16 protein-coding genes, 2 rRNA genes and 1 pseudogene are annotated in these 24138 nt (G+C 60.9%); 5 read left to right on the top strand and 14 right to left on the bottom strand.

Features of this window, described 5'->3' with window-relative positions:
* Window positions 1-99 precede the first annotated feature (99 nt).
* The 3 genes from AC1A0G_RS07340 to AC1A0G_RS07330 all read right to left on the bottom strand — a co-directional run bounded on the left by AC1A0G_RS07340 (window position 100) and on the right by AC1A0G_RS07330 (window position 3670).
* Window positions 100-396, bottom strand: a complete 297-nt coding sequence (locus AC1A0G_RS07340) for a transcriptional regulator (protein ID WP_476528546.1) — start codon at window positions 394-396, stop codon at window positions 100-102.
* A gap of 156 nt (window positions 397-552) precedes the next feature.
* Complete coding sequence (locus tag AC1A0G_RS07335) at window positions 553-1662, bottom strand: hypothetical protein (protein WP_476528545.1); 1110 nt, start codon at window positions 1660-1662, stop codon at window positions 553-555.
* Between the two features lie 1213 nt (window positions 1663-2875).
* Window positions 2876-3670, bottom strand: coding sequence for a rhomboid family intramembrane serine protease (locus AC1A0G_RS07330; RefSeq protein WP_476528544.1), 795 nt, complete (start codon window positions 3668-3670; stop codon window positions 2876-2878).
* 151 nt (window positions 3671-3821) lie between these two features.
* Between AC1A0G_RS07330 and AC1A0G_RS07325 the strand changes: the two genes are divergently transcribed.
* Entirely contained in the window at window positions 3822-4073 is a 252-nt protein-coding gene (locus AC1A0G_RS07325; protein WP_476528543.1) for a hypothetical protein, read from the top strand.
* A gap of 1936 nt (window positions 4074-6009) precedes the next feature.
* Here the strand turns inward: AC1A0G_RS07325 and AC1A0G_RS07320 are convergent.
* Window positions 6010-6609, bottom strand: a pseudogene (locus AC1A0G_RS07320) (MFS transporter); the annotation flags it as partial.
* 457 nt (window positions 6610-7066) lie between these two features.
* The gene (locus tag AC1A0G_RS07315; RefSeq protein ID WP_476528542.1) at window positions 7067-9511 is read right to left on the bottom strand and encodes a glycogen/starch/alpha-glucan phosphorylase; all 2445 of its coding nucleotides are present in this window, start codon (window positions 9509-9511) and stop codon (window positions 7067-7069) included.
* Between the two features lie 477 nt (window positions 9512-9988).
* Here AC1A0G_RS07315 and AC1A0G_RS07310 point away from each other — a divergent pair, with 477 nt between their 5' ends.
* Entirely contained in the window at window positions 9989-10528 is a 540-nt protein-coding gene (locus tag AC1A0G_RS07310; protein WP_476528541.1) for a sterol carrier family protein, read from the top strand.
* 702 nt (window positions 10529-11230) lie between these two features.
* Here AC1A0G_RS07310 and AC1A0G_RS07305 read toward each other — a convergent pair.
* A complete protein-coding gene (locus AC1A0G_RS07305) occupies window positions 11231-11581 on the bottom strand; it encodes a type II toxin-antitoxin system prevent-host-death family antitoxin (protein ID WP_476528540.1) in 351 nt (116 codons plus the stop codon).
* 288 nt (window positions 11582-11869) lie between these two features.
* Window positions 11870-12466 (bottom strand): DUF624 domain-containing protein, encoded by a 597-nt coding sequence (locus AC1A0G_RS07300; RefSeq protein ID WP_476528539.1) that lies wholly within the window; start codon window positions 12464-12466, stop codon window positions 11870-11872.
* Window positions 12467-12938: 472 nt separating this feature from the next.
* Between AC1A0G_RS07300 and AC1A0G_RS07295 the strand changes: the two genes are divergently transcribed.
* Entirely contained in the window at window positions 12939-14807 is a 1869-nt protein-coding gene (locus tag AC1A0G_RS07295) for a glycoside hydrolase family 13 protein (protein ID WP_476528538.1), read from the top strand.
* A 1222-nt stretch (window positions 14808-16029) separates the two neighbouring features.
* Here the strand turns inward: AC1A0G_RS07295 and AC1A0G_RS07290 are convergent.
* Together AC1A0G_RS07290 and AC1A0G_RS07285 are read right to left on the bottom strand one after the other, a co-directional pair.
* Complete coding sequence (locus AC1A0G_RS07290) at window positions 16030-16869, bottom strand: carbohydrate ABC transporter permease (RefSeq protein WP_476528537.1); 840 nt, start codon at window positions 16867-16869, stop codon at window positions 16030-16032.
* Window positions 16866-17720, bottom strand: a complete 855-nt coding sequence (locus tag AC1A0G_RS07285) for a carbohydrate ABC transporter permease (protein WP_476528536.1) — start codon at window positions 17718-17720, stop codon at window positions 16866-16868. Before AC1A0G_RS07285 ends, AC1A0G_RS07290 begins: the two co-directional genes overlap by 4 nt.
* A 329-nt stretch (window positions 17721-18049) precedes the next feature.
* On the opposite strand from AC1A0G_RS07285, the gene AC1A0G_RS07280 reads away from it, so the two are divergent.
* Entirely contained in the window at window positions 18050-19060 is a 1011-nt protein-coding gene (locus AC1A0G_RS07280) for a LacI family DNA-binding transcriptional regulator (RefSeq protein WP_476528535.1), read from the top strand.
* Window positions 19061-19383: 323 nt separating this feature from the next.
* On the opposite strand, the gene AC1A0G_RS07275 is transcribed toward AC1A0G_RS07280, so the two are convergent.
* Together AC1A0G_RS07275 and AC1A0G_RS07270 are read right to left on the bottom strand one after the other, a co-directional pair.
* Entirely contained in the window at window positions 19384-20715 is a 1332-nt protein-coding gene (locus AC1A0G_RS07275; RefSeq protein ID WP_476528534.1) for an ABC transporter substrate-binding protein, read from the bottom strand.
* A 1083-nt stretch (window positions 20716-21798) separates the two neighbouring features.
* Complete coding sequence (locus tag AC1A0G_RS07270) at window positions 21799-22488, bottom strand: histidine phosphatase family protein (protein WP_476528533.1); 690 nt, start codon at window positions 22486-22488, stop codon at window positions 21799-21801.
* 63 nt (window positions 22489-22551) lie between these two features.
* Between AC1A0G_RS07270 and AC1A0G_RS07265 the strand changes: the two genes are divergently transcribed.
* The gene (locus AC1A0G_RS07265) at window positions 22552-22932 is read left to right on the top strand and encodes a DUF4235 domain-containing protein (protein ID WP_476528532.1); all 381 of its coding nucleotides are present in this window, start codon (window positions 22552-22554) and stop codon (window positions 22930-22932) included.
* Window positions 22933-23353: 421 nt separating this feature from the next.
* Here the strand turns inward: AC1A0G_RS07265 and AC1A0G_RS07260 are convergent, their stop codons facing one another.
* The 3 genes from AC1A0G_RS07260 to AC1A0G_RS07250 form a co-directional block, all read right to left on the bottom strand.
* A complete protein-coding gene (locus AC1A0G_RS07260) occupies window positions 23354-23605 on the bottom strand; it encodes a hypothetical protein (RefSeq protein WP_219070470.1) in 252 nt (83 codons plus the stop codon).
* A gap of 112 nt (window positions 23606-23717) precedes the next feature.
* Window positions 23718-23834 (bottom strand): 5S ribosomal RNA (rrf, locus tag AC1A0G_RS07255).
* Between the two features lie 157 nt (window positions 23835-23991).
* A 23S ribosomal RNA gene (locus tag AC1A0G_RS07250) occupies window positions 23992-24138 on the bottom strand; the annotation flags it as partial.

The following is a 24138-nucleotide window of genomic DNA, read 5'->3' as shown; positions in this document are numbered from 1 at the left end:
CGCCAATGACGAATGTGTTAGCCTCTCGATCGACAAACCAACCGGTGCAGACCACGGATTCTGCCTCTCGATCGACAAACTGCGCGATCGTTCCGTCCGTCACGCCATGCCGGCGATGAGCTGAAGGGCGGCGATGTGGGAGGCAAAAGCTTCGGCACCTTCATCGGTGAGCGACACCCAGGTGATGTCATGCCCATTGCGCGGCCCCGGGCGCTTGTCGAGCGTGACGTACCCGTTCTCCGCCAAGACCTTCAGATGTTTGGAGCACACGGCGTCGCTTACGCCAAGCATGTCGCGGATCGCCGCGAACTCGATCTCGCCTGCACTGTGCAGCATGCCGCAGATGCGCAGGCGCATCGGCGCGTGGATCACTTCGTTGAACTGCGGCTCACTCACGATGCACCTCCTTTCCGCGGTTCTGATCATGCCGGACCTCGGCTGCCGAACCGGGGCCGAGCGACTGGTCTCGATCCGACTTTGTCGGCCAAGTCTTGCGCGCCGCCTCAAACAGCCGCCCAGCACACGAAATCCTTATCATACCGTCCACGTCAATCACGCTCCGGCCGCAATGGCGTCTCGCTGCTTGCGGTCATACACCCAACCGAGAGCCGAGAACAGCACCACGAACGCCGCGCCGCCGATGAACAGTTCCCCCACGGGCAGCTCCGCATGACGCGCCGCGTATCCAACGGCGAATCCGGAAAGGTAGATCGGCACGAGGCATGAGGCATACATGGCGATCACCAGCGCCCAGCAGACGCGGGTCGGCGGCCGCATGCGGGTGTCCACATTGTTGTCGCGCACATATTGCACGACGCGCTCGAACATCACGCCCGCGCACGATGCCAGGAATACGGCGTCGATCGCGCGGTGCCACGAGAAGGCTCCGGCCGAGACCATTACCGCGACATCGCCGATGGCCCAGACCACGGCCACCGCCCCTGCCGCCACGAATGGATAGAGCCACAGCGGCATGACGACCAGTTGCGCGGCCGTCCGCCGTTCGTCGTCGGGAAGCGCACGGAATCGCGCCATGGTCCACAGTTCCCCGTTCGCACCGTAGCGCCGATGGTTGTGTTCCAGCAGGTACGGCGACATGGAACCGCCGGCGATGATGTAACGGCGGATCTCGCGGTAGCTCAGCCGTTCGAGCAGCAGTGTGGCGAGCGCGGTGGCGACGATGACGAGCGCGGCCTGCCAGTGGGCGAGCGGCGCGACCACGAGGGTACCGACCGCAACGATTCCCAAGATGAATTCAAGCACCATATACACCGCCGTCAGATGGGTCGGCGGCCAGATGACGGCGTGGATGCCGCGTTTGCGCCAGATGAGCATGAGTGCGACGACCGACGCGGCCAGCGCAACGATCATGCCTCCGATGATGAGTGCAAACACGAAGTCATCGGCGAATATGTCCTGACGCAGCAGCCAGAACATCGCGAGCATCAGCGCCAGGAACACGCACATGATCAGGTCGAAGGAGAGGGGAAGCGTGTAGCGGTCGGCGGCGGATTTGCGGTCGGCGGCGAGGAAGGAGAGCGCGTCGGCGGCGGTCAGCTGGGACTGGCTGGATTGGCCGAATTGATTGGATTGATTGGGCTGCCGCGGTTCGGTTTGTTGCGCGATCGGAACGGTTGTTTGGGACTGGGGATTGCGGTTCATGATGACTTCCTTGTGCTGAGCGCCGGCGATGAACGACGACGGATACGGTGAACTGGATGCGAACTGGACGGGTTGCGTTTGTCGAGAAACGATCGGCACCATGTGTGTCGTGCGGTGCGGTCGTGCGATTGATTGACCGGTCCGGAAGCGTTCACGGGTTGCGCATCACCATGATTGTTTCCGTTATGGAAAGCATAACACTTTCCTCAACGGAAAGTCAAGCTCGGGGACGATAAAACCGATCGACATGACAGATCCAGCTATCCACATACATGCCTCTACGCACCACCAACAGCACCGTGCCAGCCAACTCGATCAAGTTATCCACACACTCGCGGTTATGCGCATACACGGGTTATCCACACGCTAAAACCCAATGATTTCAACGTTTTCCAAGAGTTATCCACAACTTATCCACAGAATATCCACCGTTATCAACGTAGTTATCCACCCAGATACACCACTTATCCACCAGTTATCCCCAGAGTTATCCACATCATGTGGAAAACCCACCCAAGTTATCCACTGTGGATAACTTTCATGCACATTATCCACAATCATAAAACGGCGCAATTCCAACGATCACACAGGATTATCCGCTGTGGACAACCTACTTATCCCCCACTTATCCACGAGTTATACCCAAGTTATCCACAATGTTTTCCACAAGTTGTGGAAAACTACACCCATGTAATTCCGTATCATTGCAGCAGCCATCACAGCGATCAGCTCCGTACACCGGTAATCCCCACAACCGCCCGGTCCAACAATCCTTCCACCCCGCAACCACCCCTATCCGTCATATCATCGCAGCTGCGCCCCATCGCAGATCCACCACAGGCCCACAACAGGCCACATCACCAGACCCCGCCGCCAACCCAGCACCACAATCCCGCTCTCATCCGCAGCCCTACCCCCCCATCCGCGTGACAATCCGGCTATCAACCACCCGATAATCGCCAAAACGTCACGCACAATCAGCCGTTTCCGTGACATTTTGGCGAGCAACCGTCTCCTACTAGCCCAAACATCACGCAAGATAGGGGCGGCACCACGAATCAAGGACTCCACCAATCCCCCGCCCAGCACCAATCTTCCATCCGCCAGTAGTCCCTGCCACACGCCTGCGGCATCACTCTGCACAACCCCGTAAACCTCGCGCAACCCCGCAACTCCGCAACCGCACAGCCCCCGCAGCCGCGCCAAAAACCGCCTACCGCAGCAGCCCCAGCACGCTGCCCGGATTGAACAGCTCGCACACCGCGATCAGCACCAGCATCAGCACAAACACGCCCGTGCCGTACACCGTCGTCCGGTACTGCAAGCTCTTGCCGCGCGACCACTGCAACTTCGGCGTCACCAGCAGCCACGTGAACAGTCCGCCAATCACAAAACCGCCCACATGCGCCTGCCACGCGATGTTCGACACCACCACCGGCATCGCGAAATTGATCACCATCCACACCATCATCGAACTGATATCCGCGCCGATGCGCCGGTACACGACCAGCATCGCCGCGAACAGCCCGAACAGCGCGCCCGACGCACCGTACGCCGCACTCAGCCAGCCCGAACCGCCCGGCCAGATCACGCCCCACGCCATCATGCCAAGCCCGCCGCCGATGCCTGACAGCACGTACAGCGTCAGGAACGACCAGTGGCCCATCATCCGTTCGAGCATCGGCGCGACCGACCACAACGTCAGCATGTTGAACAGAATGTGCAGAATCGACGTCGGCTGGTGCAGGAACATCGACGTGAGGAACGTCCACGGATGGCGAGTGGCAAGCATCGGCTGAAACGCGCCGAAATTGAGCAGCGCACCCAGCCCGGCCGGCCACACGATCGACAGCAGCAGCTCGATCAGCCACACGGCCACGCACACGAGCAGGATCGCGGTGGTGAACACCGGCCCGCCGTCGCGCCAATGGTAGCGGATCGCGCGTTTGTTGAACAGGTCGCGCAGGTTGGGGGAGCCGGGGAACAAACTGAAACCGTGATATGACATAGGCTCACTGTATCGGACGGGCGCGGCCGCACGACATGCCGGATGCAGGATGCGCACAAATCCACCCAATCGTCACATTCGGCGTTCTAAGATGGGGAGCAGAGTTGGCTTGGATGGGCAAGCCGGCCGCACGATTGGGAAAGGAGCCGTCATGGAGAACAAGTCTTCTAACGGTTGGAAGTTCTTTGCGCTGCTGTTCGGCGCTCTGCTCGCCGGCTTGGTGGGCCTGTACATCTACAAGCAGCAGAACCCGGATTACGATCCGTGGGAGGAGCCGTGGGAGAACAGCTCGTCGCCGGTTGATCTTGGCCTGAACAAGGAACCGGCCGAGGAACCGGCCGCTGTTGCGGACGCTCCGGCCGAGCCGGCTGAGGATGCCGCTCCGGCTGCTGCGGAAGCCTGATTTTCGCTGATTTGTCGGTCGACTGATTGACAGCTGACCGACGATCGATTGATGACGCTCGGCTGAGCGGTTATTCCGGCGGATTGTTCGGCATTGCCGCCGATCCTGCCGGGCTGGATTGCGATGCAGGACCTTTTCGCGTAATTGAGGGGCACCGCGACTGACAGGCGCGATGATTCCGCCGCAGCGTGCCATTTTTGGGTCAGATCACTGAAAGCATCTAGTACTTTGTCGGACTTACATTGACACATTGTTATTCTCGGTTCCCTCGGCTGAGGGAGCGTCAAACCCATCACATTAAGTCCGACAGAGTACTAGGAGTTGCCCCCGCAAACAGCCCTCTTCGCGGGGCTATCCCCGGAGAGATCCGCGATTCCGCCCCACCGGTACCCTCCCCCTCCGCGGGGTGGAATCGCCAAAGCCTCAAAGATCCGCCCCACTAACAGCCCCTTCAGCAAGGCAACTCCCGGAAAAAGTCAGGTTCTACCCCGCAAACAGACCTCTTTGCAGGACGGCTCCCGGAAAAGATCCGCGGCCAGCCCCGCCAACAGCCCCTCAGCGAGGCGAAACCGCCAAAACATCAAGGAGTTGCCTCACTAATAGCCTTTTAAGCGGGGCAACTCCCGGAAAAGGTCCGCGTTCCGACCTGTCAGTAACCCTCCTTGCGGGGCTATCCCCGGAGAAGGTTCGCGGTCCGCCCCGCCAACAGCTCTCTTGTCGGGGCAGCATCTGGAGCATATCCGCGATCTGCCCCGATAAGCACCCGTTGCGGGGCGGGATGCCGGATGCTTCACCATTCCACCCCGCTATCACCTCCCACGCGAGGCGAAACCGTCAGGACATCAAGGATCTGCCCCGCAAAGAGGGCTGTTTGTGGGGCAAATCCCGGAAAAGATCCACGCCCCGCCCCGCCGATACCCCTCTTCGCGGGGCTATTCCCGGAGAGATCTGCGATATGCCCCGTCAATGGCCCCTTCAGCGGGGCAGAACGCGGATGGCATCGGGGATTGCCCCGCTAGGGCACCTCTCAGCGGGCAAATCGCTGAGAGGCTCATCTTTATGCCTCGCGAGAACGCGGCAAGGCGGGGAGCAGCGGCAGGAATCCAGCGCACAACACCAGCGCGATCGCGGCGAGGAGCTGCCAGTGGGCGCTGCCGAGCCATCCGGCCCACGTGCCGACGGCGCTGCCGACCGCGAACGCGAACCGGGCACGCCCGGAGAACCGCGCCAGATCGGCGCCGCGCAGCAGCAGTTGCCGCGAGACGATCACCGCCTGCGCCAGCAACCCGTAGCCGAACCCGTTGATGAGCCACGTCGCGCATGCAGCCGGCAGCGCGGGAATCAGCACGATTGCAAGGCTGGCCGCGGTCGAGGCCACGCCGATCGCGGCGATGCGACGCATGCCGAGCCGGCGCGAGCAGCGCATATACAGCAGCGATCCGAGAATGCCTCCCACACCGCCGAACGCATACAGCACGGTCAGCGCGTCGCCGCCGTACTCCGCGCCGAGTCCGAGCATCGCGTAACTCGTCCACAACGACGGGATAAGCGCGAGCAGCAGCGACGCAACGAGCAGCCGGCCGCGCACTGACACTGGCGCCGACTGCGCGCGATCGGACGGGGACGGGCGCGACGATGATTCCGATTGGTCGGTTGGAACAGACCGATCAGATCGTTCGGATTGATTCGATTGATCGTCCCGACTATCGCTGACGGTCGGATCGGAATCGGACGAGCTGTTCGCATGATCGATCACGCCGAACGGCCCGGCTCCCGGCTCAGTTATATCGACCGCATCCGCACTATCCGCGGATATCGTCGCGCCGGTATCATCGAGCGAACATGCGGCAGTTCGTTCATCCTGACTTGGCCGTCCGGCTGCTGCACGAGTTGCGCCAACGTTGTCAGCAATCGTCGTCGCAGCATTGTCCCCGACGGAATCAGCCGTCGATCGCACGTCATCGGAACCATCATCGGCCAAGCCTTCGCCGGTCATCGTACTGGCCGGCATGAGGTCGCGCGTGCGGAACCGGGTCGCCGCGCAACCGAACGACAGCACGGCGGAGGTGAGCAGCATCGCGGTGATCGAAGCGTTCGCGATGGCCGATCCGGCGACCTGGCCGAGCAGCGTGCCGGCGACGCTGGAGATCACGCCGACGTATCCGCTGTATTGGACGAGCATGTCGTCGTCGCCGGCGGCAGCGTCGACCTCGAACACCTCGCTGGCGACGTCGATGACCTGACCGGTCATCAGCAACAGGCATGACAACGTGAGCAGCAACCACTTCCAATACGCCCAGTCACTCGGCACAAGCGCGACCGCGAGACAGAGCACGCCCTCGACGCCTTCGGCGGCGGCGAGGGAGCGGAACGAGCCGCAGCGTTGCACGACCCACGCGGCGGCGGGCGACGCGAAGTCGACGATCAGGCCGAAGGTCTTGCGGAACGCGATCACCCATGCGGGCAGGCCGACCAGCAGGATGGACGGGATGACCGAGCCTTCGAACACCGCGTTGCTCAGCATCGACATCGTCATGCCCACCAACGCCCAACGCAACGCCCGACTCAACACAAGAACACCGTTCCCGGAACGACTACGCACGAACGCCCCCATACTCCGCGTGCGAATAATACCCGGGGTTCATGGCAGCCCCCCCCACATACGAAAGTGGGTGTTCACCTACCTTGAAAACCGGCAAATCACGGTTTTCATGGTAGGCAAACACCCACTTACGCAGATGTCACTCCGTTATCAGGCGAGCGGAGCGAGTCGACTGACGCGTGCGGAGACCGCCGTCCGAACCCGAAGCTGTGCTAAGCACCGCGAGCGGTGAGGAAAGGCGGTATACGCTCCGTCAGTCGGCCAGCGGACCGGTGTGCCAGAGTGCGGCGCCGTTTAGCAAACAGTCCAGTGGACTGTTTGTAGGCGACGCCGAACGGCGACAGCCGTGAGGTAGAAACCAGCACGTATCTGGCGCGCTGGTTCCGAGCCGTCAGGCGAGCGGACCAGTGTGCCAGATACGTTCCAAATAATCCTCCATCGAGCGGTCGGAGCTGAAGAAGCCGGAGTTCGCGACGTTGAGGACGGCCTTGCGGTTCCACTCGAGCGGATCGCGGTAGAGCTTCTCGATCTCGGCCTGGATGTCGGCGTAGGCGGAGAAGTCCGCGAGCGTCATGAACCAGTCCTTGGTCAGCCAGTCGGCGACGAGCGGCGCGTAGGCGTTGCGGTCGCCGTTGGAGAACGTGCCGCCGGCGACGAGGTCGATGGCCTGCTTGAGTCGCGGATCGGCCTCGTAGTACCTGGCCGGATCGTAGCCGTCGGCGTACAGCTTCTCGACCTCGTCGACGGTCATGCCGAAGAGGAAGAAGTTGTCGGCGCCGACGCGTTCGCGGATCTCGACGTTCGCGCCGTCGAGCGTACCGACGGTGAGCGTGCCGTTGAGGGCGAACTTCATGTTGCCGGTGCCGGACGCCTCCTTGCCGGCCTGCGAGATCTGCTCGTCGAGTTCGGTGGCCGGGATGAGGTTCTGGGCCATCTCGATGTTGTAGTTCGGCAGCATGTGGACGGCCAGCTTGCCCTTGACGTCCGGATCGTTGTTGACGACCTTGGAGACGTTGTTGATGAGCTGGATGGTCATCTTGGCCAAGTAGTAGCCCGGGGCGGCCTTCGCGCCGAAGAACACGGTGCGCGGCAGGATGTCGTCGGCCGAGACGGTGCCGTTCTTGATGGCGGCGTACTTGGAGATGACGGCGAGGATCTTCAGCGACTGGCGCTTGTACTCGTGCAGACGCTTGACCATCGTGTTGAACATGGTGTTCTCGTCGATGTCGATGCCGTAGTGGTCCTTGGCGAAGCCGACGAACGCGTGCTTGTTGGCGGCCTTGACGGCGGCGAACTTCTTGACGAACTCGTCGTCCTGAGCCAGCGGAACCAGGCCGGAGAGCATCTCGAGATCGGAGACCCACTTGTCGGTGCCGAGGCCCTCGGTGATGAGGTCGGACAGCGCCGGGTTGGCGAGCTTGACGAAGCGACGCGGGGTCACGCCGTTGGTCACGTTGGTGAACTTGTCAGGGTACACGTCGGAGAAGTTCTTCAGGGTGACGTCCTTGAGCAGCTGGGAGTGCAGCTCGGCCACGCCGTTGACGTGGGAGCCGCCGTAGGTGGCGAGGTAGGCCATGCGCACGGCATCGCCGGTGTAGATCGCCATGTCCTTGGCGGTCGCCTCGTCCACGCCCTTGGCCTTGAGCTCGGCCTCGAACTGCTCGTTGATCTTCTCGATGATCTCGAGGTGACGCGGCAGCAGCTCGCCGATCAGGCTGGCCGGCCACACCTCGAGGGCTTCCGGCAGCAGCGTGTGGCAGGTGTAGTTGAAGGTCTTCTGGGTGATGCCCCACGCGGTATCCCAGTCGTAGCCGTACTCATCGATGAGGATACGCATGAGCTCCGGGATGCCGATGACCGGGTGGGTGTCGTTGAGCTGGAACGTGATCTTGTTCGGGAAGGTGGTCAGGTCCGGCTTGTCCTGGCCCGGGTAGAAGACGCGGATCGCGTCGTGCAGCGAGGCGGAGACGAAGAAGTACTGCTGCTCGAGGCGCAGCTCCTTGCCGACCTTGGTGGAATCTTCCGGGTACAGGATCTTGGAGATGTTCTCGGCCTTGACCTTCGGCTCGACGGCCTCCATGTACTCGGAGCGGTTGAACGCGAGCAGATCGAACTCGTCGTAGGACTTGGCGGTCCACAGGCGCAGCGTGTTCACGCGCTGGGACTTGTAGCCCGGCACCAGGTAGTCGACCGGCACGGCGCGCACGGACCAGGCCGGCTTCCACACCTTCTTGCCGTTCTCCTCGACGACCTCGCCGCCGAAGGAGACCTTCTGGTCGCGGTTGTAGTCGATGTGGCCCCACGGCTCTTCGTTGTTCAGCCAGTAGTCCGGGGTTTCGACCTGCTTGCCGTTCTCGTCGAACGTCTGCTTGAAGATGCCGTAGCGGTACTGGATGCCGTAGCCGAACGCGGGCACGCCGAGAGAGGCGAGCGAGTCGATGAAGCAGGCGGCGAGACGGCCGAGGCCGCCGTTGCCGAGGGCCGGCTCGTATTCGGCGTCGACGATGGCCTTGGGCTCGAAGCCGAGGGACTTGACGGCCTCGTCGAACTGCTCGGTCAGGCCGGCGTTGAGCAGCGCGTTCTCGAGCTGCTTGCCCATGAGGAATTCGGCGGACAGGTAGCCGACGGCCTTGGTGTTGCCGTTGACGGTATCGGCCTGCGTGGTGAACCACGCGTCCGCAAGATGATTGCGCACGGCCTTGGCGGCGGCGACGTAGACATCAGCCGCGGTGGCCTGCTCGACGGTGACACCCTGAGAGTACTTCAGCTGCTCACGAATCTCGTCGGCGAACTCGGCGGTCGTGACCGGCGACTTGGGTGCGGTAATTTCAGTCATATTTGACTCTCTTTCCGTTGTGTTGTCCCTTGTCATTATGCCCCGCCGCGGTGACGGCGCATAAACGTCAAGATGAACGCTGCATTACGTCCTGCAATCGTTTGCATCAACATTGCAATCATACAACACAGGGCACGACACGCAACGTAGTGGCGCTTCGCGATGACTTGAGCCAGCCAAATACCTACGCAACACGCGCATGATCGGCAAGCCAGTACCGCTAACGATTGCTACAGTATCGTACCGGTTCGATATTGCATGACATCGTATGCGGAAAATACCGTTGCCACACACGATAGGGGGTATCGTCAACGTAGCTAGACGGCTGTCGAACGACAGTCAATCGATACAACTGACCGATACGTCCGAACGGTCAATTGATATGGCTGACTGACGCAACTGACCGATATCACCGACCCGCGCGACCGACCGGCGACGTCGACAGCATGGCCAGCGAAGTGCGGGTAGGGTAGAGGCATGGCTGTGATTCGAGAACAGGATTTGGATAAGGGACGACTGGCGTGGGCGCGTTGGATGGACGCCGCGCACGATCAGTTGGCGCAGTTCGCCGGCGATACGACCGGCTTGTCGACCGGATCATCGGCCGATCATGCGGCAAGCCAGCAACCGCACAGCCCGACGGACAGCGACGGTCGCGCACCGCGATCCGCCGGCGCAACGGCCTCCGCCATCCCGCTCGCCACGCGGCTGGACATCAATCCGCAACTGCCGCGGCCGATCTGGGCGATGGCCGTGCGCTACACGCTGTTCCTGCTCGAACGCCGCGCGCCCGGCCCCGGCGTGGAGGTGCGCGTGGCCCCGTGGGGCGCGATCAAGATCCTCGACGGCCCGGCCTCGGACCCGCACAACCTCACCCCGCCCGACGTGATCGAACTCGACCCGGACGTCTGGCTACGCCTCGCCGCCGGCATCACCACATGGGACGAGGAGCGCGATGCCGGCCACATCACCGCAGTCGGCGAGCGCGACGACCTCACCGACCTCCTCCCGCTGTAACGCGCCCCTCATCGCTGCGGCTTCCTGCGGAGTGTATTCGAACGCGCTCCTCATCGCGGCGGTTCGTCTTTTCGGCGGTGACTTCCTGCGGCGTGTATTTGAATGCGCCCCCTCATCGCGGCGGATCGTCACGCACGAGAATCATCCCTCGCCCATCATCGCGGCGGCCAATCACCCCGATCTCATGCCGATCGTCCCATCTTGCGTGATATTTTCGCTAGCAGCCTCGCGACACTATCCAAAACACCACGCAAACAACCCCCGCCCGCGTGGCGATCCTGCTAGCTCCAAGCCTCTACTAGCCTAAATATCACACCAACCGCCCTATTTGCGTGATATTTCTGCTAGCTCCAAGCCCCTACTATCCCAAACATCACGCTATTCGGCTTGTTGCGTGACATTTGGGCTAGTAACGGCTGGGTACTAGCGGAAACATCACGCAAGGAACCCAGCCAGGGAACCGAGACAAGGAACCAAATCAAGGAACAGAACAGGAGGGCTGATGTCCCTCGCCACACGGCTCACGCGCCCAGCACTCGTATTTCACATACAGCTCGACCGCACGCCGCCGCTGCTCCCTCGTATACCTCGCCACGATGATTCCTTTCCCGGATCACAGTCCAAGAAAACAGCACCACCTCGGTTCGCGCAGTTTTCCGATGTCCTTACATGCATCTTTGGTAAATTCCACAGTCCAATCGCTCATTCGAATTCCGCCTCATACCCGTCATCGATTGGCTGGTAATCTTTCCCAAAGACGTCTTCGCGGCTCAGCCGCGTACCATCGTCGTGCTTCTCGCGCTCCATCGCCTCGAGATACAGCGCGAAGTCCTCTTCGGCTTCGGCGAACCGCCTGTAATCGTCCATGCTGATGATGACGGCAGTCGGCTGGTTGTTCTTCAGCACCACGACCGGCTTGTCGTTGCCAACCTTGGCAAACGCCTTGCTCGCGCCGCCGTGATTGAACACGCTGATAGGGACCAAGTTGTCAATCAGATCGGCAGCCTTCATTTTTTCCTCCGATTTATACAGCAAATTTGAATACAAATCCACAGTACATCGCCTTTCCGGCGGTCCAGACAACCGCCAATCGCTCGCGCACGCGGCGCGGCTCAAGCTATCCGCGCCCCCGGCTTCCCCATGAAGCCGAGTAGAGCAAGCATAGACGATCACGGCCGCCCGCCAGCGATTGTTCGACCCATATGGTCGAACGGTCAGTTTCCGCGGAATACCGCCGTTTTCACACCATAAAACCAATGTGGATAACTCACACAACAATCCACATCGCCAGCATCGTCCCATTGTGTCCGCCCACCGGGCATCCATCTAACGTCGATGCGATCACCGGTACCGGCGCAGGGCGTGCTCGAGGATGGGGACGTGGATCATGAGCATTGATCCGTAGCCGAGCAGGATCAGCAGCGGGGCGGCACCGGGCAGATAGATCACGCTGGCGATCAGGACGGCCGCGAAGATCAGGTCGATAGCGATCATCGCAAGCGTGTATCCGATGCTGCTCACGCCGAATACGTACGCATTCGCGAACGTTCTCATCACTGGATTCTCGAACTGCGACTGCAACGCGAACACCCACTCGAATCCGATCAGCCATAGGATCGTGAACGCGAACTTCGGCACCAGCAGCGGCGTGATCTGCAGTATCGCCCACGCGTACGCCAGCCCACATCCGACCGCCAGAAACGGCAGCCACAGCAGTGTCGCCTTGCCGAAGTTCGAACGGAACGCGCGGAAATAATTCGCGGTCACGTGCCCCTCCCCTGCCAGCGAGCGCCGCGCGGCATCGTAACCGGCCGTCACCGCCGCGCCGATCGTGATAATCGGCAGTCCGGTAAGCACCATCAGGATATTGATCCAGATCGCATCCACGGCATCCGACAACCCCCGCATAAAACCGGAATCAGGTGAGAGAAAGCCCACGTCATCGTCCTTTCCGTACGCAAGTCATCCGCAACCATGCAGCCGCGCGTCACCGGGCAGCGCAGCCGTGCCGCACAGCCACGCACAGCACCACCAAGCGCGGCAGCCACACAGCCGCACAGCCGTCGGCAATCGCCGCACCGCCACCGCGCGCCCCGCCGCAACGGCTGCAAACGTCGTCTCAACCGCCGCATACCGCAACCGTTCGCAACGGCACCGCGCCGGCCGCAACCGCACGCACAACCGCAGCTTCCCGCAGTCGATCACAGTCACTCACCCGTGCGCCACCGCCGCGCATAACGCCCGTCAACCAGCCGCAGCGCACCACGCACCGCCGACACCGTAACGTACGCACGTACACCACGTAATGATATCGTTGTCATCAATATTAGCCGAACAGCCCCGCGCACAACGCACAACCCACGCACAGTGCACCGCGCACAACCCACACAGGAAAGGAACGGGATCAAGCATGACGGCGAACAATCTTCGCGACGACTGGTGGAAGCAGGCCGTCGTCTATCAGGTGTACCCGCGCAGCTTCAAGGACGTGAACGGCGACGGCCTCGGCGACATCGCCGGAGTCACCGAGAAGATGCCGTACCTGAAGGAACTCGGCGTGGACGCGATCTGGCTCAGTCCGTTCTATCCGTCCGATCTCGCGGACGGCGGCTACGACGTGATCGACTACCGCAACGTCGACCCACGACTCGGCACGATGGCCGACTTCGACGCCATGTCCGCCGCCGCGCACGAGGCCGGCATCAAGATCATCGTCGACATCGTGCCGAACCACACGTCGAACAAGCACGAGCTGTTCCAGGCCGCCCTCGCCGCCGCGCCCGGCTCCCCCGAACGCGACCGCTACATCTTCCGCGAAGGCCGCGGCCCGAACGGCGAACTGCCGCCGAACGACTGGCAGGCCATGTTCGGCGGCCCCGCGTGGGAGCGCGTGCCGGACGGCCAGTGGTACCTGCACATCTTCACCAAGGAGCAGCCGGACGTCAACTGGAACAACCCCGACATCCACGCGGAATTCATCAAAACGCTGCGCTTCTGGTCCGATCACGGCACCGACGGCTTCCGCATCGACGTGGCGCACGGCCTCGCCAAGGACCTCGAATCCACGCCGCTCGCGGACATGCCGGCCAACACCGTGCAGGACGCGCTGTGCCACGACGGCACCAGCCCGCTGTGGGATCGCCCCGAAGTGCACGACATCTACCACGAGTGGCGCGAGGTGTTCAACGAGTACGATCCGCCGCGGTTCGCGGTCGGCGAGGCGTGGGTCGTGCCCGAGCATCAGCATCTGTACGCGAGCACCGACGAGCTGGGTCAAGTGTTCAATTTCGAGTTCGCGAAGGCCAACTGGTCGGCCGGCGAGTTCCGCACGGCCATCGCGGAGGGCCTCGCATCGGCGGCCGAAACCAACGGCTCGACGACCACATGGGTCATGAACAACCACGACGTGCCGCGCAGCGTATCGCGCTACGGCCTGCCGCAGGTCGCGCGTGCGCCGTATCACCAGATCGCGCACGACTGGCTGCTGCGCAACGGCTGCTCGTACGAGGAGGACCGTGCGCTGGGCGAGCGCCGTGCTCGCGCCGCCGTGATGATGGAGATGGGTCTGCCCGGTTCGGTGTACGTGTATCAGGGCGAGGAGCTCGGCCTGCCGGAGGTCGCGGACATTCCGTGGGACCGTCTGGAGGACCCGACGCCGTTCAACACGCTGCGCAACTTCACCGACAAAGGCCGCGACGGTTGCCGCGTGCCGCTGCCGTGGTCGGCGGCCGATCTGCCGGCCGTGGCCGAGTGGTCCGTGGGGCTGCCGCACGAGTTCGGCACGGGGGCCTCGTTCGGTTTCTCACCGGCCATGCAGACCGGTTCCGGCACGACGGTGGCCGGTGAGGCTGCGGCCGATCCGCACCTGCCGCAGCCGTTGTGGTTCAAGGATTATGCGGCTGACGTCGAGGCCGCGGATGACGAGTCGATGCTCAATCTGTACCGTCGCGTGATGTCGCTGCGCGCGGAGCTGCTGACGGCAACCGGGGATACGGATTCGTTTGATTGGGTTGATCTTGGTGCGGATGTGATCGCGTACAGTCGACCGGCGGCGGGCGACGGCGGTAGCTCGGCTGATGGCGGCACGGGTGACGGCTCTGCTGACGGGCCGACGAGCGGCTCTGCTGACGGCGAGCGCACGTTCATTTCCGTGACGAATTTCGGTTCCGATCCGGTGGTGTTGGCCGATGCTGTCGACGGCGGCGATGTGATTCTCGCCTCCGTCCCGCTCGAGGACGGCATGCTGCCGACCGATGCGACGGCCTGGCTGCTGAAGTAGGATCGCGCCACGTTTGCGACCGTCCCAATACCACGCGCACAACCCGTCCCATAACCCGTTTTTGCGTGATATCCGGGATAGCATCATGCCGACCTTATCCACAACACCACGCAAAACAAGTTGCTGGCGTGATGTTGTGGATAGGACCGAACCAGCACTAGCCAACACATCACGCGAGCAGGATTGATCCGCAACCTCCGGGGCTATTCCGACCGAATAGGACCATCCCGGCATCTCTGTCAGTAGGCTCATCTCCGGCAGCACGCCAGCAAGTCCGTTTGCGTGATGTCCGGGCTAGCGTCATGCCGACCTTATCCACAACACCACGCAAAACGAGTTGCTGGCGTGATATTTGTGCTAGCAGCATGCCGATCCTATCCGCAACATCACGCCAACCAAGGCACTGCGTGATGTCTGGGATAGGATCGGGCCGATGCTAGCCGGAACATCACGCTAATGGGAGGGCAGCCGCAGTATCCGGGGCGCATCGGGTCGGTGGCTGCGGAAACATCGTGGCGGCAGTTGGTGCTGCGGTTGGTGCTTTCTGGACCGCTGACTGAAGAACGAGAGGATGGATTGTTCTTAATCGTCCGGATTCGCCCACTATTCCTTGGTGAGTGGGCGTTCACGGACGCGGAAAATCGTTAGTGGGTGTTTGCCTACCACGAAATAGCCCAAAACCGGGTTTTCGTGGTAGGCAAACACCCACTTACATTTTCATGGTATGGATTCGCCCACTTATGCGCGTTGCTCGTGGTATGTAAAAGCCCACTTATGGCCCCAGTGTCCGCTTTCACCCACTTATGAGGGACGCTCGAGGTAGGCAATCACCCACTAACAGATCTTGCGTCCGCTTTCACCCACTTGCTGACCACATTCATGGTAGGCGATCGCCCACTTACGCCCCATCCGCAAAAGCCACTTACCGGCAATGTTCATGGTAGGGCCAACGCCCGCTCACAACGGTTCCATCCGCAAGGACCCACTTACCGGAGCCATCGGCAATGATGTGGCGACTCCGCGCCCCCTCAGTCAGCTTCGCTGACAGCTCCCCCTGACAAGGGGGAGCAAAAAGCTTTACCCCCTGCTCCCCCTTGTCAAGGGGAGCTGTCGCCGTAGACGACTGAGGGGGCGCCTTAACGAATAAACGCTCGGCGACGAAGCCACCTCGCTACGGGAGCAGCCGGGAAGCCCACTGGGCTTCCCTGAAAGGCTGACTTCGTCAGCCTTTCACTGCTCCCGTCATCACACCCTTCACGATGTACTTCTGGCAGATCAGGTAGAACACGATGATCGGTACGATCGCGAGCACGAGACAGGCCATCATCGCGCCCATATCCACCGAACCGTACCCGCCCTTCAGATACTGCACGGCCACAGAAATCGTCTTGTACTTGCCCAAGTCGAGCGTCAGATACGGCAGCAGGTAATCGTTCCAGATCCACATGGCCTGCAGGATCGCGACGGACACGATCGACGGCTTCATGATCGGCACGACGATCTGGAAGAAGATGCGCGGCACCGACGCGCCGTCGATCATCGCGGACTCCTCCAGCGACGCCGGAATCCCCTTGACCACGCCGGTGAAGATGAACACCGCGAGCCCCGCGCCGAAGCCGAGGTACACGAAGCACAATCCCCATGGCGTGTTGAGCTTCAACGTGTCTGCGATCTTCGACAGCGTGAACATCACCATCTGGAACGGCACGATCATGTTGAACAGGAACAGCGTGTACAGCAGTTTCGCCGCCCAGTTGTTCACGCGCACGATCCACCACGCGCACATCGAGGTGCACAACAGGATCAGCACCACCGAGCCGACCGTAATGAGCAGCGTCCAGCCGAAACTGGCGAAGAAATCGGTCGTCTCGATGCCGCGCGTGTAGTTCTCCAGCCCGACGAACGCCTTGCCGGCCGGCAGCGAGAACGCGTTGCGCGAGATGTACGCCTTCTGCTTGAACGAGTTGATGAACACGAGGACGATCGGGAACACCCACGCGATCGAGATGAGCGAGAACAGCACCGTCCATGCGGCTGCGTGCTTCGGCTTGTCGGAGATCATGCCTCCACCTCCTTGCTGGTGGTGAGTTTGTTCTGGATGAGCGCGACGACGGCCACGAGCACGAAGAACAGCACGGCCTTCGCCTGGCCGACGCCCTCCCAGCCGACGCGCCCGTAGAACGTGCGGGTGATGTTCATCGCGAGGCCTTCCGACAGGTTGCTCGGCGCGCCGTTGGTGAGCGCGAGGTTCTGGTCGTACAGTTTGAACCCGTTGGTGACGCACAGGAACGAGCACACGGTGATCGACGGCATCATGAGCGGGATGATGATCTTGAACATGGTCTGCGATCCGCTCGCGCCGTCGACCGCGGCGGCTTCGAGCACGTCGGTCGGCAGCGACTGCATGCCGGCGATGTAGATGATCATCATGTAGCCGATCTGCTGCCAGCTGACGAGGATCACGAGTCCCCAGAAGCCGTAGCTGGCCTTGTATGTGAGCGAGCGCGCCCAGTGCGCGAGGACGCCGTTGAGCAGCAGCATCCAGATATAGCCGAGGATGATGCCGCCGATCAGGTTCGGCATGAAGAAGACAGACCGGAAGATATTCGATCCCTTGATCGCTTTGGTGAGCATGTATGCGATCGCGAACGCGGCCACGTTGATGATGACGGTCGTGACGACGGTGAGCGCGGTCGAGAAGCCGAGCGCGTGCAGGAACTCCTTGTCCTTGAACGCGCGCGCGTAGTTCTTGAGTCCGACGAATTCGGCGTCGGTGACGGTGGTGAACTTGCAGAAGCTCAGGTACACGCCCATGATGAACGGGACCACGAACCCGATGATGAATGCGGCGAACGTTGGCAACGCGAACAGCGCCCACCATTTACGTATCGCCTTGCCGGCCATGCTGATCATACCGTGCTTCTTCCTGTCTGCTGTGTGAGCCTGCGTACGGCTGCGTGCGGTCGGCTCGGGATGGATGATTGCAAGTTCAGCCAACGATTGCTGACTTGCAGTGCTGATCACAGGATAACAGGGCGATCACAGTATGTCAAACGTTGTCATTTTCTGCGTTTTACGATAACAGATTCGCTGTAATCGAACTGATAAAATCAAGTAATTTCAATCGTTCTTCGACTGCAAACGCAGTCATTTCAGCAATGCAAATGTTTGCACACAGATACTATTGCAAGCGTTTGCTGTAGAATACTCAGAACATCGCCCACAAGGAGAAACGAAAACCCATGCCAGCAACCATACAAGACGTCGCGCAAGCCGCGAACGTGTCCATTTCCACCGTGTCCCGCTCGTTCACCCGCCCCGAACTCGTGTCGAAGAAGACGCGAGACAAGGTGCTGCGCATCGCCGACGAACTGAACTTCTCGCTCTCCCGCTCGGCCGCTGCGCTCAAGTCCGGCCGGTCGCTGCGCATCGCCCTGCTCGTGAGCGACCATCTCAACCTGTGGTTCTCCGCGTCCGTGATCGAGGGCCTCAACCAGGTGCTGCACGCCGAAGGCTACGACATCTCGATCTTCCAGATCTCCAGCACCGAGGAGCGCCACGAGTTCTTCGACATGCTGCCCGTGCGCCGCAACGCGGACGCGGTCATCGTCACCTCGTTCGACATCTACAAGGAGGAGGTCGGCCAGCTCGCCAACATCGACGTGCCCACGATCGGCATCAACTCGACCTCCCCGAACACACGCGTCTTCAACGCCGCGGTCAACATCGACGACCATCAGGGCTCCGTCCTCGCCGCACGCCATCTCATGTCGCTCGGCCATCGCGACATAGTGTACGTGCGCACCAACCGCGAGGTCTCGCTGCATTTCAGCGTGCAGGACCGTTTCGAATCGTTCATGGCCGCGTGCGAGGCGGAAGGCGTCACGCCGCGCGTCATCACGGCCGGCGAAGGCAAGGACCGCATCAGCCGCGTCGCAACGGAACTGCTGAGCATGCCGCAGCTGCCGACCGCGATCGCCTGCCAGGAGGACGGCATCGCGATCCCGCTGCTGTTCCAGCTGGAACGCAACGGCGTGAGCGTACCGAACGACGTGTCGATCATCGGCTACGACGACAGTTTCTACGCAAAGGATCTCGGATTGACGACGATCCGGCAGGAGCCGGTCAAGATGGCGATCACGGCCGCGCAGATGGCGCTCGATCTGATCGACGAGAAGCCGGTCGAGGACCCGTTCCGCGTGGTGCCGGCGCAGCTCATCATCCGCGCATCCACCGCCCGCCCGCGCAAGTAATCGTATCGTTTCGCCGTCTCGGTCGAACCCGCCACTGTTGGTCTTTTCGGCCGAACAGTCGCCCCTGTCATTTCGACCGAGCGCAGCGAGCGGAGCAATCTCTTCCCGCAGCAGCCCCGGCAAGATTTCTCCACTCGGCTTCGACTCGGTCGAAATGACAAGAACGAGGCATACCAGACAAGCAAAAGGCCGGAACCCCGCATGATCGCGGGATTCCGGCCTTGCGTGTACTCCGGCCGGCCAGCCGACCCGCGCCCCGAGGAAAGGAGAAGGAGGAAAAACTCGGGGCGCGAGCCGCATAACCGGTTCGGATTCAGGTGAACTCAGTGCGAGTTCTCGTATTCGGAGGCCCAGCCGTCGACGAACGCGGTCTTGACTGCATTCCAGTCGCCGGTGCCCTGGGCGTACTGCAGCAGCGCCTGGCCGACGCCGTTCTTCCACTCTTCGGACGGCATCATGGTGAAGTTCCACGAGACGGCGGTCTTGCCGGACTTCTGGTCCTCGACGGCGGCCTGCGTGAGCGGGTTGTCGGAGGTGACGTCGTCGAAGGTCTTGAACGGCGTGGTGAAGCCCATGTCGGTGGACAGCGACTTCTTGCCGGCGTCGGAGGTGATGACCCACTTGAGGAAGTCCTCGGTGGCCTTCTTGTCGGCGTCGGAGGCCTTCTCGTTGATGCACCAGTAGTTCTCGGAACCGGTCGCAAGGCCCTGCTTCTCCTCGCCCTTGGCACCGATGTAGATCGGCATCATGCCGAGCGAGTCGGCGCTCATGCCGGCCTTCTGCAGGTCGGTCCACGCCCACGTGCCGTTCTGGTAGAACGCGGCCTCGCCGAGCGCGAACTCGGAGTTCGCGTCGTCGCCGGTCTTGGAGCTCAGCTGGGTCGGCTCGGTGGTCGAATCGGTGATGTACAGGTCGAAGATCTTCTTGTAGTTCGGCAGGTAGGTGCCCTTGATGGTCGCCGGCTGCTCGGTGACGTTGTCGTCCTTGAACTCGTAGTACAGCGGCAGGTTGGCGAGGTGCGTCTTGAAACGCCAGTCGGAGCTGGAGTCGAAGCCGGCGGATGTGAACGCGCCCTTGATGCCGAGCTCGTCCTTGCGGGCCTGCATGTCGTCGGCCACGGCCTTGAGCGTGTCGAAGTTGTCGATCTCGTCGACGGACTTCGCCTTCGCGCCGTCGAGCGCGAAGTACTTGTTGAGGATGTCCTTGTTGTAGATGATGCCGTAGGTCTCCATCACGTACGGCACGCCGACGACCTTGTCGCCGTCCTTGAGCGCGACGTCCTGGTTGTTGAGCTCCTTGTAAACGTCGGTGTCCTTCATGTCGGCCGTGTACGACTTCCAGTTCTGGTAGCCGACCGGGCCGTTGACCTGGAACAGCGTAGGCGCGTCGGTCTTGGCGATCTCGGACTTCAGGGTCTGCTCGTAGGTGCCGGACGCGGCGGTCTGCACCTTGACCTCGGTGCCGGTTTCCTTGGTGTATTCCTTGGCCAGCGCGGTCCACTGGTCGGCGGCTTCCGGCTTGAAGTTCAGGTAGTAGACCTTGCCTTTGGCATCGTCGGACGAGTTGGAGCTGTTGCCGCATGCGGCGAGCACGCCGACCGACATCGCGGCGATCGCGACCATGCCCACCGCCGACTTGAACGTACGATTCATCATCGAACCTTTCTTCTGTTTCCCTGCCGCAGTTGGCGGCCAGTCGATGCCTGCTGTGGGCACCGTTACCACTTGACGGAACCTATTGTGCATCAGATCGCACCGTTTTGCAAACGATAGCAAAGAGCTATTGGTCATGTTTTGATTACCTTTGCAAGTTTTTTTGCAGTGCTTTTAGTGATTTATTAATGATATACGGCAATACTTATTGCAAACATTCGCAACATTGTTTACGCTCACAGTACCGTTATTTTGCAAACGTAATCACTCAACGATCGACGATCGTCCACCCGATCTCACACGTCTCACAAAGAGCACAGGTCGGCGTGTCGAATCACGTGCCGACCCGATGCGGCTCCCTAGGTTCTGTCAACAGCCGAAAATCATTCCAAGAACCAGCAAGACATGATATTCACGGCTTGTAAGGCTCCATCAAACGTCCGGAATCGCCCACCTATAGGTCTGGACAATCCGCGCGCACATCTCGTCGAATCCATTTGCGCCCGTATTCACCCACTTACTGTAGATAAGTGGGCGAATACGGACGTGAAAAACCATAAGTGGGTGTTTGGGGACCACGAAATCGCCGAAATCACGGTTTTCGTGGTAGGTAAGCACCCACTTTCGATTCCGTAGTCGGCAAACGCACACTTATAGAGCCTCTTTATGGTAGGCAGATGCACACTTACAGAGCATGGAACAATCCGGCCCTCATTCATCGCACCGAGAGGCCAAGGGGACAACGACTCCATCCCGTATTTGCCGCACTGTCAATCCCCTCAGCGCAACTATTCCGGGAAAATAGCCCTGTCATCCCAAAATAGTTGCGCTACCAAACCCCCAGTGCAATTATTTTCGGAAAACAGCCGCATGCGCCCACAATAGTTGCGCTCACCACATCCCAACGCAACTATTCTCGGCAATCAATCCTCTCTTCCCGGAAATAGTTGCACTGGCAATGGGTCAGCGCAACTATTCTGGGAAAGACCGGAACCGCGCATCGGAAGCGGCACCGTTCGATTACAAAATCGGCACCGAACATTAGGCAGAAAGTCCAAGATCACAGAACTAGGTCGCCGCCGACGTTCAGCAGTTCCAGCTTTCGATCACGCGGTCACCCTTGTATACCGACAGCACCGAATAATGCGCCGTATCGAACCGCAGCAGCTTGCCCATCCGCGGCTCCAGCCCCAGCCAGCGCATCGTCAGGATGCGCAGCACATGCGCATGCGCCACAAACAGCACATTGCGTCCCTCGGCCAGTTTCGGCATCGCCGCGTCGATCGCGATCTGCACGCGCGCATACACATCTTCGACCGTCTCGCCCGGCCCGTTGTGCACCGGCACACGTTCGCCGGACGGCAGCGTCTCCGTCCAGTCGCCTTCCATTGACTGATCCAGCGTCTGCGGGCCGTCGCGCCACACATCCCACTCGCCGCCGTTCATCTGCTGCACGGTCACGCGCGTACGGCCCTCCGCACGGCCGTAATCCCATTCCATCAACGCATCCAACGGCTGCGGGTCAAACCCGGCCAGCCGCACGGTCTGTTGGGCGCGACGCAGCGGACTTGCAAATATGCAATCCTTGTCAAACCCTTCCGGGAACCGTTCGCGCAGCCGCTCCCCCGCGTCACGCGCCTGCTGCTCGCCCACGTCGGTCAGCGGGATGTTGGTACGGCCCGTGTACTGGCCGGATTCGCTCCACACGGTCTGGCCATGCCGCATCAGTACCAGACGCCCCTTGATCGCCTCATTGCCATCGTTTGTTGTGCTCATACCGCCTACTCTACTCAACGCATGCCCCGTGCCGCGTCGCTACCTCGCAAAATAATGGTGGTCATGACCGAATTCCAGACTGAGTCGACCGCGGACCGCATCGTCGCGGGCTTCGACAAGATCAACGAAAAGGTGGATGCTATGCGTGCCGAACGACTCAACGATCCGGATTCCCTCGGCGACAAGCTGCTCAAGGCCGCGTTGCCGTCCGTGGCCGGGTTCGTGGCCGGCAAGGTGTTCACGATGCTGTGGAATCGCGGTAAATCGCGGCGCGCGGCCGGTTCCGGACTCGGCGACGGAGTGGTCGATGATCGGGAGAGTTTCATGATGAGTCTGCTGTTTTCGGCGCTGTCCGCCGCGCTTGGTGCGGTGGTGTCGCAGCTATCCGATCGCGGATCGCAGGCGATCGTCGACCGTCGTCATCGTCGCCGTTCCGGTCGCTGATTTCGTATCTGATCGCTGGTCGGTCTGATACTGATTCCACGGCTGATACTGATTACGTGTCTGACCACTGACCGTCTCGGCAACGTCATCGATTCCCAATCCGATCGCTGATCGTTCGGTAACGTCACTGATCCGGGATCGGTAACGACGATCTGTTTCCGTTCTTGTTTTTCGTCGCTCCCTATTGGAGCGCAACTATTCTCGGAAAAGAGCGGCTTCGTCCTGAAATAGTCGCACTGAGAAACAGTCAACGCAACTATTTCAGGGAATCAGCCTTATTGTCCGAAAATAGATACGCTGACGACTGCTCAGTGCAACTATTTTCGGAGGGAACCTTACGTATCCGGAGTTCGGTACATCGATGACGTCACGATGGGGGAACGATTATTCATGCGGCGCGTAGGCGTTCCGGCCGCTGAAGTTATCGACGACGGGGTTTGTAACCTTTTTTGCGCGAGTGCGGCTTGAGTTGCTGGTTGAGCGGCACCGCACGATAGCTGGTTTTGGGATCGCGATGGGTCAGATGCCAGGTGCCGCAGTATTCGCATCGATACACCCACAGTTCCGCGCCGCGTTCGATCAGGCTTTGATCGGCGGCACGCTGCGCCTGCGCCTTGTCGTGATACATGATCTTATTCGACTCGGTGCAGCGCTTGGGTGTGAAGTAATGCATAATAAGCCCGAGTGTAGGTTATTCCCTTGTCAATTGGGATTTTTGGGGTGATATGAGTTGAGGCCTTTCGGGAGCTTGTGCTCGACCGAAAGGCCTCAATTGTTCACGTTGTATGCGGCGGTGTGCTACTCTCCCACACCCTGTCGAGTGCAGTACCATCGCCGTGCCAGGCCTTAGCTTCCGGGTTCGGAATGGGACCGGGCGTCTCACCTGGGCCATGACCGCCGCAAATCTTCAATTAAACGGTCAAGCGTTATGCTTGCCGGCATTCGTGGTGGTTCGGGGACCGGATAGGGGACGCGGTTGATGTCTTGTGACGCGCAGTGTTCAATGTCGCGCGTGATACCAGCAGCAGATGGATGCGTGTCCCAACCAATGGTTGGGATAGTGTATTGCCTTTCCCCCGTTAGTACCGGTCGGCTCCACCCCTCGCGGGGCTTCCACGTCCGGCCTATCGACCACGTGTTCTGCATGGGGGGTCTCGAGGATCAAGTCCTCATGGAATCCTTATCTTGGAGCGGGCTTCCCGCTTA

This window comes from Bifidobacterium sp. LH_230 (genome assembly GCF_056357555.1).
This window is presented reverse-complemented; position numbering and strand designations above follow the sequence as displayed.

Excerpts from the sequence above, each read along its gene's own strand:
- AC1A0G_RS07325 (WP_476528543.1), top strand. The coding sequence starts at position 3,822 with ATGGAGAACAAGTCTTCTAACGGTTGGAAGTTCTTTGCGCTGCTGTTC.
- AC1A0G_RS07265 (WP_476528532.1), top strand. The coding sequence starts at position 22,552 with ATGACCGAATTCCAGACTGAGTCGACCGCGGACCGCATCGTCGCGGGC.
- AC1A0G_RS07290 (WP_476528537.1), bottom strand. The coding sequence starts at position 16,869 with ATGATCTCCGACAAGCCGAAGCACGCAGCCGCATGGACGGTGCTGTTC.
- AC1A0G_RS07315 (WP_476528542.1), bottom strand. The coding sequence starts at position 9,511 with ATGACTGAAATTACCGCACCCAAGTCGCCGGTCACGACCGCCGAGTTC.
- AC1A0G_RS07335 (WP_476528545.1), bottom strand. The coding sequence starts at position 1,662 with ATGAACCGCAATCCCCAGTCCCAAACAACCGTTCCGATCGCGCAACAA.
- AC1A0G_RS07270 (WP_476528533.1), bottom strand. The coding sequence starts at position 22,488 with ATGAGCACAACAAACGATGGCAATGAGGCGATCAAGGGGCGTCTGGTA.
- AC1A0G_RS07295 (WP_476528538.1), top strand. The coding sequence starts at position 12,939 with ATGACGGCGAACAATCTTCGCGACGACTGGTGGAAGCAGGCCGTCGTC.
- AC1A0G_RS07280 (WP_476528535.1), top strand. The coding sequence starts at position 18,050 with ATGCCAGCAACCATACAAGACGTCGCGCAAGCCGCGAACGTGTCCATT.
- AC1A0G_RS07330 (WP_476528544.1), bottom strand. The coding sequence starts at position 3,670 with ATGTCATATCACGGTTTCAGTTTGTTCCCCGGCTCCCCCAACCTGCGC.
- AC1A0G_RS07275 (WP_476528534.1), bottom strand. The coding sequence starts at position 20,715 with ATGATGAATCGTACGTTCAAGTCGGCGGTGGGCATGGTCGCGATCGCC.
- AC1A0G_RS07285 (WP_476528536.1), bottom strand. The coding sequence starts at position 17,720 with ATGATCAGCATGGCCGGCAAGGCGATACGTAAATGGTGGGCGCTGTTC.
- AC1A0G_RS07260 (WP_219070470.1), bottom strand. The coding sequence starts at position 23,605 with ATGCATTACTTCACACCCAAGCGCTGCACCGAGTCGAATAAGATCATG.
- AC1A0G_RS07310 (WP_476528541.1), top strand. The coding sequence starts at position 9,989 with ATGGCTGTGATTCGAGAACAGGATTTGGATAAGGGACGACTGGCGTGG.